14 protein-coding genes are annotated in these 16,617 nt (G+C 69.0%); 10 read left to right on the forward strand and 4 right to left on the reverse strand.

What is annotated here, in order from left to right; all coding sequences use genetic code 11:
- The first annotated feature begins 62 nt into the window (after nucleotides 1-62).
- From OG504_RS36415 to OG504_RS36430, 4 genes are all read left to right on the forward strand, one after another.
- Entirely contained in the window at nucleotides 63-638 is a 576-nt protein-coding gene (locus OG504_RS36415; protein WP_019060360.1) for a TerD family protein, read from the forward strand.
- A 160-nt stretch (nucleotides 639-798) separates the two neighbouring features.
- Nucleotides 799-1,374, forward strand: coding sequence for a TerD family protein (locus OG504_RS36420; protein WP_033286888.1), 576 nt, complete (start codon nucleotides 799-801; stop codon nucleotides 1,372-1,374).
- A gap of 153 nt (nucleotides 1,375-1,527) precedes the next feature.
- On the forward strand, nucleotides 1,528-2,673 hold the full coding sequence (locus OG504_RS36425; protein WP_365300011.1) for a DUF475 domain-containing protein: 1,146 nt from the start codon (nucleotides 1,528-1,530) through the stop codon (nucleotides 2,671-2,673).
- A 116-nt stretch (nucleotides 2,674-2,789) separates the two neighbouring features.
- A complete protein-coding gene (locus tag OG504_RS36430; protein WP_033286889.1) occupies nucleotides 2,790-3,524 on the forward strand; it encodes a Tellurium resistance in 735 nt (244 codons plus the stop codon).
- A gap of 91 nt (nucleotides 3,525-3,615) precedes the next feature.
- Here OG504_RS36430 and OG504_RS36435 read toward each other — a convergent pair whose 3' ends face one another.
- A complete protein-coding gene (locus OG504_RS36435; protein WP_405993596.1) occupies nucleotides 3,616-4,389 on the reverse strand; it encodes a TerD family protein in 774 nt (257 codons plus the stop codon).
- Between the two features lie 176 nt (nucleotides 4,390-4,565).
- Here OG504_RS36435 and OG504_RS36440 point away from each other — a divergent pair, with 176 nt between their 5' ends.
- From OG504_RS36440 to OG504_RS36450, 3 genes are read left to right on the forward strand one after another with little or no spacing between them, the layout of a single operon-like run.
- On the forward strand, nucleotides 4,566-5,732 hold the full coding sequence (locus tag OG504_RS36440; RefSeq protein ID WP_390159196.1) for an HpcH/HpaI aldolase/citrate lyase family protein: 1,167 nt from the start codon (nucleotides 4,566-4,568) through the stop codon (nucleotides 5,730-5,732).
- Between the two features lie 14 nt (nucleotides 5,733-5,746).
- A complete protein-coding gene (locus OG504_RS36445) occupies nucleotides 5,747-8,464 on the forward strand; it encodes a phosphoribosyltransferase (RefSeq protein ID WP_405993597.1) in 2,718 nt (905 codons plus the stop codon).
- Nucleotides 8,464-9,276: an HAD family hydrolase gene (locus OG504_RS36450; protein ID WP_405993598.1), complete on the forward strand. Its 813-nt coding sequence runs from the start codon at nucleotides 8,464-8,466 to the stop codon at nucleotides 9,274-9,276. Before OG504_RS36445 ends, OG504_RS36450 begins: the two co-directional genes overlap by 1 nt.
- A 62-nt stretch (nucleotides 9,277-9,338) precedes the next feature.
- Here OG504_RS36450 and OG504_RS36455 read toward each other — a convergent pair whose 3' ends face one another.
- Entirely contained in the window at nucleotides 9,339-9,551 is a 213-nt protein-coding gene (locus tag OG504_RS36455) for a zinc ribbon domain-containing protein (RefSeq protein ID WP_033286894.1), read from the reverse strand.
- A 300-nt stretch (nucleotides 9,552-9,851) separates the two neighbouring features.
- Here OG504_RS36455 and OG504_RS36460 point away from each other — a divergent pair, with 300 nt between their 5' ends.
- The 3 genes from OG504_RS36460 to OG504_RS36470 all read left to right on the forward strand — a co-directional run bounded on the left by OG504_RS36460 (nucleotide 9,852) and on the right by OG504_RS36470 (nucleotide 14,641).
- The gene (locus OG504_RS36460) at nucleotides 9,852-12,035 is read left to right on the forward strand and encodes a transglycosylase domain-containing protein (protein WP_405996534.1); all 2,184 of its coding nucleotides are present in this window, start codon (nucleotides 9,852-9,854) and stop codon (nucleotides 12,033-12,035) included.
- A 43-nt stretch (nucleotides 12,036-12,078) separates the two neighbouring features.
- Nucleotides 12,079-13,362 (forward strand): hypothetical protein, encoded by a 1,284-nt coding sequence (locus OG504_RS36465; protein WP_405993599.1) that lies wholly within the window; start codon nucleotides 12,079-12,081, stop codon nucleotides 13,360-13,362.
- A 109-nt stretch (nucleotides 13,363-13,471) separates the two neighbouring features.
- Nucleotides 13,472-14,641, forward strand: coding sequence for an amidase domain-containing protein (locus OG504_RS36470; protein ID WP_318016082.1), 1,170 nt, complete (start codon nucleotides 13,472-13,474; stop codon nucleotides 14,639-14,641).
- A gap of 69 nt (nucleotides 14,642-14,710) precedes the next feature.
- On the opposite strand, the gene OG504_RS36475 is transcribed toward OG504_RS36470, so the two are convergent.
- On the reverse strand, nucleotides 14,711-14,998 hold the full coding sequence (locus OG504_RS36475) for a hypothetical protein (RefSeq protein ID WP_405993600.1): 288 nt from the start codon (nucleotides 14,996-14,998) through the stop codon (nucleotides 14,711-14,713).
- Between the two features lie 37 nt (nucleotides 14,999-15,035).
- On the reverse strand, nucleotides 15,036-16,595 hold the full coding sequence (locus OG504_RS36480) for a hypothetical protein (protein ID WP_405993601.1): 1,560 nt from the start codon (nucleotides 16,593-16,595) through the stop codon (nucleotides 15,036-15,038).
- Nucleotides 16,596-16,617 lie beyond the last annotated feature (22 nt).

The following is a 16,617-nucleotide window of genomic DNA, read 5'->3' on the forward strand; positions in this document are numbered from 1 at the left end:
ACGTTGATCCGATACCGACGCACTACGGGGCATCCCCGCCCCTGGACACCAATGGAGGACTCGTGGGAGTCAGCCTCAGCAAGGGCGGCAACGTATCACTGACCAAGGAGGCCCCGGGCCTGACCGCGGTCATCGTCGGTCTGGGGTGGGACGTCCGCACCACCACCGGCACCGACTTCGACCTCGACGCCAGCGCACTCCTGCTGAACAGCGCGGGCAAGGTCGCCAGTGACGCGAACTTCGTCTTCTTCAACAACCTCAAGAGCCCCGACGGTTCCGTCGAGCACACCGGTGACAACACCACCGGTGAGGGCGAGGGCGACGACGAGGCGATCAAGGTGAACCTCGCGGCGGTCCCGGCCGACGTCGACAAGATCACCTTCCCGGTCTCGATCTACGACGCCGAGAACCGCCAGCAGTCCTTCGGCCAGGTCCGCAACGCGTTCATCCGCGTGGTGAACCAGGCCGGCGGCGCCGAGATCGCCCGCTACGACCTCTCCGAGGACGCCTCGACCGAGACCGCGATGGTCTTCGGCGAGCTCTACCGCAACGGTGCGGAGTGGAAGTTCCGCGCCATCGGCCAGGGCTACGCCTCGGGCCTGCGCGGCATCGCCCAGGACTTCGGCGTCAACGTCTGACGTCCGGGCGTCTGCCGTACGGGCGTCCGACGCATGGGCGCCTGACGTACGGAGGCTTCACCGCCCGGGCGCCGCACGGTTCGCGTGCGGCGCCCGGGGGTCCCCCTCTGGGGGAGCGCAGGACAACCAAAGAAGCATCACCTCGGGGAGGACCAGCACTATGGGCGTCACGCTCGCCAAGGGGGGCAATGTCTCCCTGTCCAAGGCCGCACCGAACCTCACGAACGTCCTGATCGGCCTCGGCTGGGACGCACGCTCCACCACCGGAGCCGACTTCGACCTCGACGCCAGCGCGCTGCTGTGCAACGGCGGCCGGGTGCTGGGCGACGAGTGGTTCATCTTCTACAACCAGCTCACGAGCCCGGACGGTTCGGTGGAACACACCGGCGACAACCTCACCGGTGAGGGCGAGGGTGACGACGAGTCGATCCTGGTCGACCTCGCCAAGGTGCCGGCCAACGTCGACAAGATCGTCTTCCCGGTCTCCATCCACGACGCCGACAACCGCGGCCAGACCTTCGGCCAGGTCAGCAACGCCTTCATCCGCGTCGTCAACCAGGCCGACGGCCAGGAGCTGGCCCGCTACGACCTCTCCGAGGACGCCTCCACCGAAACGGCCATGATCTTCGGCGAGCTCTACCGCTACCAGGGCGAGTGGAAGTTCAGGGCGGTCGGCCAGGGGTATGCGTCGGGACTGCGGGGCATCGCCCTGGACTTCGGGGTCAACGTCTCGTAAAGGCGTTATCCACACCGGCTGTCCCGGTCGGCGGAGTCTCCCTCTAGACTCAGTGCTCGACGTCAAATTTTAAGTAAAGCCGAGTGCGGCGCGGGGGAAGACCCTCCCCCAGACTCCGTCTGGGGGAACCCCCAACACACGATTGGGTAGCCAGTGCTTCTGAAAACCTTCGGCTGGTCGTTCGCGGTCACCGCGCTCGGCCTTGTCGCAGCGGCGTTCTACGGGGGGTGGGAAGCCTTCGGCATCGTGGCGATCCTGGCCGTCCTGGAGATCTCGCTGTCCTTCGACAACGCGGTGGTCAACGCCGGGATCCTGAAGAAGATGTCCGCCTTCTGGCAGAAGATCTTCCTCACCATCGGTGTCCTGATCGCCGTCTTCGGCATGCGGCTGGTGTTCCCCGTCGTCATCGTCGCGGTCACCGCCAAGATCGGCCCGATCGACGCGGTCGACCTCGCGCTCAACAACAAGGACCACTACCAGCAGCTGGTCACCGACGCCCACCCGGCGATCGCGGCCTTCGGCGGCATGTTCCTGCTGATGATCTTCCTCGACTTCATCTTCGAGGACCGGGACATCCAGTGGCTGCGCTGGATCGAGCGCCCGCTCGCCAAGCTCGGCAAGGTCGACATGCTGTCGGTCTGCATCGCGCTGATCGTCCTGCTGATCACCTCGTTCACCTTCGCGGCCCACGCCCACCAGCACGGCGGCGCCCACGCCGACAAGGCGCAGACGGTCCTGATCGCCGGTATCTCCGGCCTGATCACGTACATGATCGTCGGCGGACTCTCCGGCTACTTCGAGGACAAGCTCGAGGAAGAGGAGGAGCGGGAGCACGAGGAGGAGGAAGAGGCCGCGCGCACCGGCAAGCAGCGCTCGGCGGTCGTCCTCGCCGGCCAGGCAGCCTTCTTCATGTTCCTGTACCTGGAAGTCCTGGACGCGTCCTTCTCCTTCGACGGCGTGATCGGCGCGTTCGCCATCACCAACGACATCGTCCTCATGGCCCTCGGCCTGGGCATCGGCGCGATGTACGTCCGCTCGCTGACGGTCTACCTGGTCCGCCAGGGCACGCTCGACGACTACGTCTACCTGGAGCACGGCGCGCACTACGCGATCGGCGCCCTGGCCGTGATCCTGATGGTCACCATCCAGTACCAGATCAACGAGGTCATCACCGGCCTGGTCGGCGTGGTCCTGATCGGCTGGTCCTTCTGGTCCTCGGTCCGCAGGAACAAGGCCCTCGCGGAAGCCGAGGGAAAAGCAGGCTCGGACGAGAAGACTGAGGTCCCGTCCGGGGTGTGACAAGCTCCCTGGTAAGGGAACGCTTCTGTTCGGGGCGGCCGTCGAGGACATGTCCTCTGTCAGGCCGCCCCGACGGCTTTGTCATACGCAGTGTGGATGCGAACGTGGGGGCGGGAATGGGCTTCTTCGACGGAATCTGGCGGCGCGAGGCCGACTTCGACTCGGGCAGCGCGGCCAGCAACGCGATCGAACTGACCAAGCGGCACCACCAGGTCTCGCTCACCAAGCAGGGCGCGGCCACCGGCAACCTCCGCGTCAACCTCACCTGGCGGATGCGGACCTCCGACATAGGCGGCCTCCAGCGCGACAGCCTCCTGCGCCACCCCTTCAAGGCCCTCAAGCCCCCCGAGGTCATGGGCCACAGCCAGAGCATGGTCAACGTCGACCTCGACCTGGGCTGCCTCTACGAGCTGATGGACGGCACCAAGGGCGTAGTGCAACCCCTCGGCGGCCTCTTGGGAGACGTCAACTCACCCCCGTACGTGAAGCTCAGCGGCGACGACCGCTTCGGCTCCGCGTCCGGCGAGACGATGTACGTCAACCTCGACCACCGCGACCAGATCAAGCGTCTCCTGGTCTTCGTCTACATCTACGACCAGACCCCCGCCTTCGACCGCACCCACGCCATCGTCACCCTCTACCCCAGCAACGGCCCCCGCATCGAAATAGGCCTCGACGAACGCCACCCCCAGGCGCGTTCCTGCGCGGTAGTGATGATCGAGAACGTCAAGGGTGAGTTGGTCGTCCGCCGCGAGGTCAAGTTCGTCTACGGCTTCCAGGCAGAACTGGACCGCTTGTACGGCTGGGGCCTGCAGTGGGGCCGAGGCTACAAAACAAAGGTCGAGCGCTAGTCACCCTTCAGGGGCAGCGTCCCAAAGGGGCGCGGGGAACTGCGCGCCCAGCCCCCACCGGCCGGCAGCCAAAAAGCGACCGCACTCACCCTCAGATGAACTGCGGCCCCTGCGGCGGCATCCGGAAGTCAGGATCCGGTGCCATCGCCGAAGGCACCGGCTGCGGATACCCATACGTCCCCGCCGGCGCCGTCTGCGGATACCCGTACGCCGGCTGAGTCACGGGCTCCTCAGCCGGGGGGTACCCGTACCCGGACTGCACGGGAACCGCCGGAGGCAACGGCTGCGAAACCTCCGGAACGGCCCCCGCAGCGACCCCCTCCGACTCGTCCACCGTGATCCCGAAGTCCATCGCCAGCCCACGCAACCCGTTGGCGTACCCCTCACCCAGCGCCCGGAACTTCCACCCGTCACCCCGCCGGTACAACTCCCCGCAGATCAGCGCGGTCTCCTCGCCGGTCTCCGGCTTGATGTCGAAATACAGCAGCGGCTCACCCTCGGCGACACCCGCGTCGTACAGCAGGATGCGCAGCCCCTGTACGCGGTCGAAGGTGTTGTCCTCCGCCGAAGCGACCACCAGAATCCGGCTGACTTCGGACTCGACACCGGCGAGATCTGTCTGGATCGTGTCGGTGGGACCCTCCGCGACACGCTTCTTGCCGAGCCACCAGACCTTCCCGGAGGGGTGCCGGGGCTGGTTGTAGAAGACGAAGTCCTCGTCGGAACGCACCTGACCGGCGGGGCCGAGGAGCAGCGCGGAGGCATCCACGTCCGGGACCCCCTGCCCGGGAGTCCAGCGCAGCACGGCACGTACCGTGGTGGCTTCCAGCGGGACGTTCGACCCCTTCAGCATCGCGTGCGTCATGCGGTCATCCTGCCCTCTCGGTCCTGGTCACGACAACGTGGGGGTTCGGACACCGACACGGCCGAGTTACCTGAAGTTCATGCCCGGTGGGAACCCTCGACATGGGTTTGTACGTACTATTACCGGCCACCTATCGAAAACAATCACGAACCACAACGGCACCACGGGGGAGCTTTATGCGTCATTTCGGGCACATTGCCCCTGAGGTACGGCAGCGTCTCTTCTTCCAGGAGCCGTGCGAGTTCGACGCGGACTCCCCGGCCCGGCTGCTCGCCGCGGCCCTGGGCGCCACGCTCTACAGCCCGGCCACCCGGCCCCACCTCGCCGACGACATCGTCAAGCTGGCGGGCCGCGGCGTGGTGTCGATGGTGCTGTGCCTGGAGGACTCGATCGGCGACGAGGACGTACCGGCCGCCGAGGAGAACCTGGTCCAGCAGTTCACCGAGCTGGCCGCCCGCCCGGACACCGAGCTCCCGCTGCTGTTCATCCGGGTCCGCGTGCCCGAGCAGATCCCCGATCTCGTCCGCCGCATGGGCCCGGCCGTAGAACTGCTCTCCGGCTTCGTGATGCCGAAGTTCACCGAGGAGAGCGGCACCCCCTTCCTGGAGGCGCTGGCCGCCGCGGAGGCGGCGAGCGGCCACCGGCTGTTCGGCATGCCGGTCCTGGAGTCGCCCGAGCTGCTGTACCGCGAGTCGCGCGTCGAGACCCTGGAGGGCATCTCCCGCGCGGTCGACAAGTACCGCGACCGCGTCCTCGCCCTGCGCCTCGGCGTGACGGACTTCTGCTCCTCCTACGGCCTGCGCCGCGCCTCCGACATGACGGCCTACGACGTCCAGATCGTCGCCAACGTGATCGGTGACGTGGTGAACATGCTGGGCCGCGCCGACGGCACCGGCTTCACGGTGACCGGACCGGTGTGGGAGTACTTCCGGGTCCAGGAGCGCATGTTCAAGCCGCAGCTGCGCCGCAGCCCCTTCCTGGAGGGCCAGGCGGAGGAACTGCGCGAGGCACTGATCGAGCACGCCATGGACGGCCTGCTGCGCGAGATCGCCCTCGACCAGGCCAACGGGCTGCTGGGCAAGACCTGCATCCACCCCACCCACGTGCTGCCCGTGCACGCGCTGTCCGTGGTCAGCCACGAGGAGTTCTGCGACGCGCAGGACATCCTGCGGCCGGAGCGGGGCGGCGGGGGCGTGCTGCGCTCGGCGTACACGAACAAGATGAACGAGGTGAAGCCGCACCGCGCCTGGGCCGAGCGGACGATGCTGCGCGCCGAGATCTTCGGGGTCGCACGCGAGGACGTCGGCTTCGTGGAGCTGCTCGCCGCCGGAATCCCCGGCTGAATCGCAAGGGACGTATGAACAAGGCAGTGAACGACGGGGTCTGGTCGGGCAGTTGGGTCGCGGAGCGGCTCGGTGTCGAACTGCTCGGCGATCCCGAGCTGACCGACCTCCTGGGCCTGGCACTCCGCCGCAACCCCAAGCGGGCCCACCTCCTCGTGTCGAACGTACTCGGCAAGCACGTCCCGCAGTCCCCGTCGATCGTCTACGGCTACGGCTTCACCCTGGGCCGCCGGGTACGCGAACTCCTAGGCGCCGAGGAATCCGCCCGGGCGGTGGTCCTCGGCTACGCGGAGACGGCGACGGGCCTGGGCCACGCGGTGGCGGACGGCATCGCCCTCGCGCCCTACCTCCACTCCACCCGCCGCCCTGTCGCCGGCGTCGCCACGGCAGGCGGCTTCGAGGAGTCCCACTCCCACGCGACGTCCCATCTCCTCCTCCCCGAGAACCCCGAACTCCTCTCGGGCGAGGGCCCGTTGGTCCTGGTGGACGACGAGTTCTCGACGGGCAACACGGTCCTGAACACGATCCGCGACCTGCACGAGCGCTATCCGCGGCACCGGTACGTGGTCGTCGCCCTGGTGGACATGCGCTCGGCGTCGGACGCGGGCCGTCTGGAGGAGTTCGCGCGGGAGATAGGCGCGAGGGTCGACCTGGTGGCAGCGGCATCGGGGACGGTGAGCCTGCCGGACGGGGTCCTCGAGAAGGGCCAGGAACTGGTGGCGAGGTACGAGGCAGGTAGTCGGTCGCCTGCAGCGCCGTCCGGGCTGGCCGCGCAGTTCCCCGCGCCCCTGAAAGCCGAAGACGAGTTCGGGGGTGCCGGGGCAGGTGTTTCGTCGTCTGCAGCGCCGTCCGGGCTGGCCGCGCAGTTCCCCGCGCCCCTGAAAGCCGAAGACGAGTTCGGGGGTGCCGGGGCAGGTGGTTCGTCGTCTGCAGCGCCGTCCGGGCTGGCCGCGCAGTTCCCCGCGCCCCTGAAAGCCGACCTGGACGCTGATCCCCCAGGGGCGCGGGGAACTGCGCGACCGGCCCCCACCGGCCCGCACCCGATCGACAACCGGATCACCCAGGTCGAACTCCGCTGGCCCAGAAACCTCCCGGACGGCGGAAGACACGGCTTCACCCCGCATCACCGAATACGTCTCGACCGGGCCCTCCCCGCCATGGCCGCCCGCCTCGCAGACGCACTCCCGGAAGACGCCCACCGCGTACACATCCTCGGCTTCGAAGAGCTGATGTACGCCCCCCTCCGCCTGGCCCGCGAGCTGGAACAGGTCGTAGACGCCGGAGTCACCTACTCCACCACCACCCGCTCACCGGTACTCGCGGTGGACGACCCCGGCTACGCGATCCGCACCCGCCTCACCTTCCCGGCCCACGACACCCCCGCGGACGGCCCGGGCGACCGCTACGCCTACAACATCGCCGGCGCCGGTTTCGACGCAGTCGTCGCCGTGATCGACGACACCGCAGACACCCCCGAACTCCACGCCCCGGACGGCCTGTTGGCGAGGCTCGCCGAACACACCCCGCACGTGGTCCTCGCGGTGATCCCCTCGTACGTCCCCGAAAGGCCCCCCATGCTCCCCGACCCCCTCCGCGGCCCCGCCTTCTCCTCGTACGCGCCGGAAGAGGTCGGCTGGCTGCTCCAGGACCTCTCGGACGTGACGCTGGAGGCGCCGACCGAGGAGCGCGAGGAGGCCATCCAGAGCGGCGGAGCCCACTACGCGGAGTCGCTCCCGGTGGAGTACCAGCCGAGCGAGCAGTACCAGGAGCTGTTCCACACCGCCCTGGACGAGGCGGCGGGCAGGCTCGCCCTGGCGGTGGGCGCCGTCACCGAACTCGTCCTCGCCGAACGCTCCCCGCACCCCGTGCTCGTCTCCCTCGCCCGCGCCGGTACCCCCGTAGGCGTCCTGATGCGCCGCTGGGCCCAGCACCGCCACGGTCTCGACCTCCCGCACTACGCCGTGTCGATCGTGCGCGGCCGAGGCATCGACGCCAACGCGCTCCGCTGGCTCGCCGCCCACCACGACCCCGCCGACGTCGTGTTCGTCGACGGCTGGACCGGCAAGGGCGCCATCACCCGCGAACTCACCGAAGCGATCCGGGAGTTCGAGGAGTCCGACGGCATCACCGGCTTCGACCCGGAGATCGCGGTGCTCGCCGACCCCGGTTCCTGCGTGCAGACGTACGGCACGCGCGAGGACTTCCTCATCCCCTCCGCCTGCCTCAACTCGACCGTGTCGGGCCTGATTTCGCGTACGGTGCTCCGCTCGGACCTGGTCGGCCCGCACGACTTCCACGGCGCCAAGTTCTACCGCGAACTCGCCGGCGCGGACGTCTCGGTGGACTTCCTGGACGCCGTGGCCGCCCGCTTCCCGGAGGTGTCCGACGCGGTGACCGTCCTCGCCAAGGAACTGCTGGCCGCCGACCGCACCCCAACGTGGGAGGGCTGGGCGGCAGTTGAACGGATCAGCGAGGAGTACGGCATCCACGACGTGAACCTCGTCAAGCCCGGCGTCGGCGAGACCACCCGGGTGCTGCTGCGCCGGGTGCCCTGGAAGATCCTCGCGCGGGCCGGTGCGGGTGCCGACCTGGACCACGTCAGACTGCTCGCCGAGCAGCGGGGCGTGCCCGTCGAGGAGGTGGCCGAACTGCCGTACACCTGCGTGGGGTTGATCCACCCCAAGTACACGCGCGGTGCGACCGGTGCCGACGGCAAGGCGGTGGCGGTCTGATGCCGGTACTCGTCGCGAGCGACCTCGACCGTACGCTCATCTACTCCTCGGCCGCCCTCGCCCTGACCATGCCGGACGCGCAGGCGCCCCGGCTGCTCTGCGTCGAGGTGCACGAGAGCAAGCCGCTGTCCTTCATGACGGAGACGTCGGCCGAACTGCTCACCGAACTCGGCGGACTCGGTGCCGCGGCCGTCTTCGTGCCGACCACCACCCGCACCCGCAAGCAGTACCAGCGCATCAACCTGCCCGGCCCGGAACCGGAGTTCGCGATCTGCGCCAACGGCGGCCACCTCCTGGTGGACGGCGTCACCGACGAGGACTGGCACGCACGGGTACAGGCAAAGCTGGCCGCCGAGTGCGCCCCGCTGGAGGAGGTCCGGCAGTACCTCGCCGACACCGCCGACCCGGCCTGGGTCCGCAAGCACCGCATCGCCGAGGACCTCTTCGCCTACCTCGTCGTCGAACGCGAACTGCTCCCCGAGGAGTGGGTGAAGGAACTCGCGGTCTGGGCGGAGAACCGCGGCTGGACGGTCTCGCTCCAGGGCCGCAAGATCTACGCCGTCCCCAAGCCCCTCACCAAGAGCGCGGCGATGCGAGAGGTGGCCCACCGCACCGGGGCCGAACTGACCCTCGCGGCCGGCGACTCCCTACTGGACGCCGACCTCCTGCTGGCAGCAGACAAGGCCTGGCGCCCGGGCCACGGAGAGTTGGCGGACGAGTCCTGGACAGCCCCCAACGTCACGGCCCTACCCGAGCGAGGAGTCCTGGCGGGAGAACGGATCCTCCAGGAGTTCCTGAGGGCAACCCCCTAGGGGCGCGGGGAACTGCGCGCCCAGCCCCCACGCACCCGCACCCGACAACGCACAGGTTCTGCCTAGCCGCAGCACCCTCCACCACAACAACCGCCCCCTCCGCCCGCTCCAGGCGAGGGGGCGGACGCCGCACCGCCCACGGCAACGGCAGAAAGCAGCTTCACGGTGTCGCCGTGCCCTGCGGGGCAATCCGCCGGCGCGGACGACTCCGCCATAGGCCGACTCAGTTCGAACGTAGATCCGCACGTGCGGCAGCGGTACTCGTAGCGAGGCATGGCCTCAGGCTAACCCCCACCTCACATGAGTACGGCACCTTGTTTTTTCATGAAGGTTTCGGCTGTGTCCTGTTCTGTCGTTTTCTTATATGGAGAACTTGCGAAGACCACTGGTAATTTGAGGGCGCCGCGTGATCTGTGAGGCCGGGGGGAACCGGGATTTGCAGTCGTGTTCATGGCAACCATTTCAGTCCCTCGTACGTCAATGCGTCTGCCTGTGCGAGCAATAGGAGTGCGGAGGGGAGTCGCGTCGTGACCCACGAGGGGGACGGGGAGGAGCGCCAGGCACCGGACGAGACCATGCAGTTGAAGCTCCCCGCCGGATTCAGGCCGGACGAGACCATGCAGCTGCGCTTGTCCGACCTGGAGATACCGGAGGCGCCGGAGATACCCGAGGGGGAGACGAAACCGGTGCGCCACCGGGGCCGCAAGGCCCACCGCGCGTCCCTCCGCAGCCGTCTCTCCCGCCTCGCCGCGATCCTCCGCACCCGCCTCGCCCCCGTCGCCGCCCGCCTCGCCCCGGCCGTGATCTTCCTCACGCCGTACGTCCGCAAGCTGCGCCCGATCTACCCGCGCCCGGGCCGTACGGACTGGCGCCGCTGGATACCCTCCTGGCGGCAGTCGGTCGGGGGTGTCCTGGCCGCCGTAGGACTCAGCGGACTGTTCCTGGTCGTCGCCTACGCGACCACCGACATCCCCTCGAACCTCAACACGTACGCCACCCAGCAGGACAACGTGTACTTCTGGTCCGACGGGACGCCCATGGCCCGGACCGGCTGGGTGCAGCGGCAGGCGATGCCGCTGAAGGACATCCCGACCGACGTCCGCTGGGCGGTGCTCGCCGCGGAGAACGAGAGCTTCTACAGCGACCCCGGCATCTCCATGAAGGGCATCGCCCGCGCCCTGTACCGCACGGTCGGTGAGGGGGACACCGAGGGCGGCTCGACGATCACCCAGCAGTACGTGAAGAACGTCTATCTGACGCAGAACCAGACGGTGAGCCGCAAGTTCACCGAGGCGATGATCTCCCTCAAGCTCGACAACAAGATGAGCAAGGACAAGATCCTCGAGGGCTATCTCAACACCAGCTGGTTCGGCCGCGGAACCTACGGCCTGCAGCGCGCCTCGCAGGCGTACTACGGCAAGGACGTGAGCCAGCTCAACGCGAGCCAAGGCGCCTTCCTCGCCTCGCTGTTGAAGGGCGCGGGCCTCTACGACCCGACGCTCAGCAAGGCCAACCACGCCCGGGCGGTGGCCCGTTGGTCGTGGATCCTCGACCGCATGGTGAAGATCGGCAAGCTGTCGCCGGCCGAGCGCGCCACGTACAAGACCTTCCCCGAGCCGCTCAAGCAGTCGAAGACCTACGACACCGGCAAGCAGAGCGACTACCTGGTCGAACTGGCCACGCAGTACGTGAAGAAGACCGCGCACATCTCGGACAAGGACTTCGACCTCGGCGGCTACCAGATCTACACGACCTTCGACCGCAACCGGGAGACCGAGCTGACGGACGCCGTCACCAAGGCCCGCAAGGACGCGCTGGACAAGAACCCCGGCACGGCGAAGACCGCCCACTACGGCGCCTCCTCGGTGGCCTCGGACGGCCGGATCCTCGCCGTCTACGGCGGCCCCGACCACCGTACGCAGGGCTACAACGACTCCAACTCGACCACGGTGCCCGCCGGTTCGGCCTTCGAGCCGTTCGTCTACGCGGCCGCCCTGGAGCACGGGGTCACCAAGACCCGTGGCAGACCGCCGACTTCGGTCACCCCGGACACGCTGTACGACGGGGACGACGGCGTGCCGGTCACCACTCCGGAGGGGCCGTACTGGGACCGCAGCGGCAAGAAGGTCGCCGCGCACAACGACGGCAAGAAGTCCTACGGGCAGATCAGTCTGCGCCAGGCCCTGGCCCAGTCCGTGAACACCCCGTTCATGCAGCTCGGCATGGACACCGGCCTGACGACCGTACGGAAGACCGCCGAGGACGCCGGGCTGCTCTCCTCCAGCTTCGGGGCACAGGTACCCGCGCTGTCGCTGGGCAATGCCACGCCCAGTGCCTTGCGCATGGCGAGCGCGTACGGCACGTTCGACGCCGGGGGCGTCCACACGGAGCCGTACTCGGTCCGCCGTATCACCCGTAACGGCGCCGCGGTCGCCCTGGAGCGGCCGGAGCCGGTCCGGGCGATGAGCAGGACCACCGCGGGCGAGGTGACGGACGCGCTCGTGGACTCCTTCGGCCTGGCGCATCCCACCGCCGCCAAGACCGCCGGGGCCGAGGTGGCGGGCAAGACCGGCACCACCCAGGACGACACCGCGGCCTGGTACGTCGGGACGGCCCAGTCCGTGTCGACCGCCGTCGTCGTCTACCGCATCGACCTGAGCAAGAGCCTCGAACCGCTGCCGCTGAAGGGAGTTTCCGGCACCCCAGCAACCGACGTCCCCTACGGCATCTGGTCGAGAGCCATGACCTCGCTCGGCTGACCACCGCAGCGCAACCGCCACCTCCTCGCAGAATGAGCCGCCCATGAAGCCTCGGACGAAGGCACCGTCCGGCCGCCGCCGCAGAGCCCCTGAACCGCGTCCTCGGCGTACCCCCAAGCCGGGGTTCCTCACCCTGGCCGTGTTCCTCGTCGTCGCCTCGCTGGTGACCGGGTACCTGGCGCTGAACCGGGACAACACGGCGCCCACCGCGTCGGCGGGCAAGAACGCCGAGCCCAAGTCGACCAAGGAACCCGCGTGGGACGGCAAGACGCAGGTGCTGGGGGACGGCTCGACCTCGTACACGGGGCCGCAGAAGGACCAGTTGAAGGCCGTGCCGCTCAAGCCCGGTGAGAAACCACCCCAGTTCGTGGTCTTCTCCTGGGACGGCGCGCTGCAGGGGGACGACAAACTCTTCTCGCACTACCGGGAGATGGCGAAGGAGTACAACGCCCACATGACCTTCTTCCTCACGGGCATCTATCTGCTGCCCAAGAGCAAGAGGGACCTCTACCACCCGCCGATGCACCCGGTGGGCTCGGCGGCGATCGACTTCCCGACCGACCAGCACATCCGGGACACGCTGGAGCAGCTCCGCCTGGCCTACGAGCAGGGCAACGACATCGGCACCCACTTCAACGGCCACTTCTGCGAGGCCAAGGGCGGCGGTGACTGGAGCGTCGCGCAGTGGAAGAGCGAGATCGACCAGTTCTTCTCCTTCGTCGAGAACTGGAAGACCAACACCGGCTACACCGACATCCCGGCCCTGCCCTTCGACTTCAAGAAGGAGGTCGTCGGCGGCCGCGCCCCCTGCCTGGAGGGCCAGCCCAACCTCCTGAAGGCGCTGAAGGGTTACGGCTGGCGCTACGACGCGAGCTCCCCGGGCGACTTCCAGATATGGCCCACCAAGAAGGACGGCCTCTGGGACTTCCCGCTCGAACTGCTCCCCTACGGGGACAACATCCAGGCCCTGTCGATGGACTTCAACTTCCTCTACAACCAGTCGGGCGGCGCCACCCAGGGCGACCCCTCGAAGTTCGCCGACTGGGAGAAGAAGACCGTCGACTCGTACATGGCCGGCTTCAACCGCGTCTACTACGGCAGCCGGGCGCCCCTGTTCATCGGCAACCACTTCGAGAACTGGAACGACAGCATCTACATGAAGGCCATCGACCAGATCATCCCGAAGATCTGCACGAAGAAGGGCGTCAAGTGCGTGTCCTTCAGGGAGCTTTCGGACTGGATGGACGTTCAGTCGCCGCAGACTTTGCAGCAGTTGCGCAGTCTGGACCCCGCCCAGTCGCCCGACTGGTCCACGGTGGTCAAGTGACCTCTCGGGACTGGTGAACTGACCATGTGCAACCCCCTTCACAGGAGCCACACACCGCGTGCGAAGATGCCCTCGCCCGGTAGGCGTACCGGCGTAGAGGGGAACACCATTGAAATCCAGAAAACTGAGCCGTAAGCGGAGCCGTACGGCCATAATCTCGGCGGCCGCCGCCTCGGTCGTCGCCGGCGTCGCCCTCGTGCCCAACTGGAGCGCGGGCGCTGCCGTCGTCGACGACCCGACCGTGAACGCCGCGACCAAGGCGACCTTCCAGAAGCTCGCCGACGCGGTCTTCACCGACCGCACCCAGGCGCTCGTCCACGGGGCCACGACGAAGCAGAGCACCTCGCGCTTCTCCGGCGACGTCCGCCTCTCCAGCACCCAGTCGCGCGACGAGAAGTCGGCGCTGAGCCAGCTGCGCGGCCGCCAGAGCAGCATCGCGAAGCTCGGCGAGACGTACAGCACGGGCGCCACCAAGGTCACGCTGGACGCGACCCGGGTGACCGGCCGCACGGCGAAGGCCGACGTCACCGAGACGACCACGCTGACGTACGCGAAGGCCACGGGCAACGAGCCGAAGACCACCGGCTTCCAGGCCCACCACGAACTGACCTTCAAGGCCGACCAGCAGGGCACCTGGCAGCTCTCGAACATCCAGGACACGGACACCGGCGGCCTCGCCGTCAACACGGTGGCCAAGCCCGCGGTCAAGGCGTCGCCCGCCCCGGCCGACGACGGCAACACCACGCCGGACGCGCCGCGCGCGGCCACCACCCGCAACCCGGTGGCGGTCCCGAAGACGAGCACGACGTACGACTACAAGGCGATGGCGGCGTACGCCGAGAAGTACTGGAACGTCTACAACACCGCCTACCCGGACTTCAACGGCCACGCGGACGGCGGCGACTGCACCAACTTCGTCAGCCAGTCCCTGAAGGCCGGCGGCTGGAAGCACGTCCCGGGCTACGTCTACGACTACACGAAGTGGTTCGGCACCGCCGACATCCAGTCGGACTCCTTCGTCGGCGTCAACGAGTGGTCCTGGTTCGCGCAGAACTCCAAGCGCACCACCCCGCTCGCGAACGTCTACCAGCTGGAGGTCGGCGACGTCCTCCAGATGGACTTCGACCGCGACGGCGCCAAGGACCACACGATGATCGTGACGGCCAAGAGCAACGGCGTCCCGTACGTCACGTACCACTCGAACAACACCCTGCGCAGGTCGGTGGCGAGCCTCATCGCGTCGTACCCGAACGCGTACTACTACGCCTACCGCACCTGAGGTCCGTAGTCGGGCACAGCTTCACCGGCCCCCCGTCGCTTCGGTACGCGACGGGGGGCCGTTCTGTGGTCACGTCGTGCTGCGGGCGATCCGGTCGAGCCACTCCCGCAGCAGGCTCAGCTCGCCGTCGGTGAGGACGTCGGTCCGCTGGAGTACGGCACGCAGGGCTACGGCGGCGGGGACCGGCCCGGGGTGGTCGCTCACCGGGGCCTCGGGCAGGCCGACGAGACTGATCACCGTACCGCTGCCGGCCGCGTGCACGAGCTGCGCGGCCCGCTCCTCGCCGGCTCGGTTGTGTTGGATCTGCGGGCCCGGTGGGGGCTGGTCGCGCCCACGCGGCGGAGCCGCAAATGTCACAGCCCCGCGCCCCTTTGGGGCGCTCCACTTCCCGGGGTCAGTGGCCCGGGGTTCCGCGTTCCTCGCGGATCTGGCTGACGACCCTCGCCACGGTCTGGCGTACCGCCTCCGTCTCCGTCAGGAAGTGCCAGTAGTCGGGGTGGCGGCCCTCCAGTGTGGTGATGGCGCGGTCGAGGCGGGCTACGGCGTCGTCGAGGGGGCGGGCGTGGCGGGGGTCGGGTGTGGTGCGGCCGGACATCGCGAGGCGTTGGGCGTCGCGGATGGCGAAGCGGGTGCGGTCGATCTCCTGCTGGGGGTCCTTCTGCACGGCGTTCAGCCGGCGCAGCCGGTCACCGGCGGCCGACACGGCCTCGTCGGTGGTGTTCAGCAGCGCCCGTACCGTCGACAGCAGGGACGTGGCGTCCGGCCAGCGCTGCGCGTCCCGGGCGGCCTGCGCCTCCTTCAGCTTCAGCTCGGCCTGCCGTACGTTCTCGCCGGCCTGATCGGGGACGTGCTGGAGGTCCTGCCAGCAGGCGGCGGAGAAGCGCCGCCGCAGCTCGCTGAGCACCGGGTCGACCTGGCCGGCGCGGGTGGTGAGCGCCTGGGCGCGGGTGCGGAGGGAGACGAGCCGGTGGTCGATCTCGGCGGCCCGCTCGGGCAGGCCGTCGGCCTCGGCGCGAATGGCCTCCGCCTCCCGGGCGACCTGCGTGGCCCGCTCCAGCGTCTGCGGTACGCCGTGCTGCCCGGCACCCTGGTTCAGCTTCGTCAGCTCCGGCCCGAGCGCGGCGAGCCGGGCGGCCAGAGCGTCGGCGCGCAGCCCGGATGCCCGTACGGCGTCCAGCGCGTTGGAGGCGGCGAGCAGTGCCTGCCGGGCGCGCTCGACGGCGGGCGCCAGCAGGGCGAGCTGGGTCTCGGCCTTGCCGAGCAGCGGCCCGAGCCCGCTCTCGAACCGGTCCAGCTCCTGCTTGACCTGCCCCAACTGGTCCTTGGCGGCGGTCAGTTCGGTGCGGGCGCGGTTCGCTGCGGCGGCTTCCAGGTCGTCGCGGTCGAGGTCGTGCGCGTCGACGGCGTTGATGTACCGGCCGCTGGCGTCGTCGATGCGGCGGCCCAGCGCCTCGAAGTCGGTGACGGCGCGGCGGGCGGCCGGCGAGTCGTCGACCGCGGTGATGGTGTCTATCGAGATCCGCAGATCCCGCTGGGCGGTGTCCAGCTCGTAGAACGCGGCCGCCGCCGCGTCCTTCGCCGCCTGCGCCTCGGCCCGCTGACTCTCGGCCCGCCCGCCGAACCAGCGCCGGGTGCCGCCGCCGGCGAAGGTGGCGGGGAGGGCGAGCGCGAGGGCGGCGAGCAGGGGGAGGCTGATCAGGGTGAGGGTGTCGAGGGCGGCGCGGGTGGTGGCACCGGGGCGCGGGGCACCGGCGGAAGCGTCACGGCGCGGGTCACGTGCGGGGACGCTTTGGCGCGGCTCGGTGGGGGAGGCGTCTTGGCGCGCGTCAGCGAGGGAGGCGTCGGGATGTGGGGCGCGGCCAGCGGCGGAACCGTGCCGGGGCCGCGGCTGGGCCCCGGGCCGACGCCGGGGCCGTGTGAGCGGCGAATACGGCTGCGCTGGTGTCGCCGTCACATCCCTCTCCCGTGTCTTCCAT

It is taken from the genome of Streptomyces sp. NBC_00986 (assembly GCF_045162565.1).
In the GTDB taxonomy this organism is placed as follows: domain Bacteria; phylum Actinomycetota; class Actinomycetes; order Streptomycetales; family Streptomycetaceae; genus Streptomyces.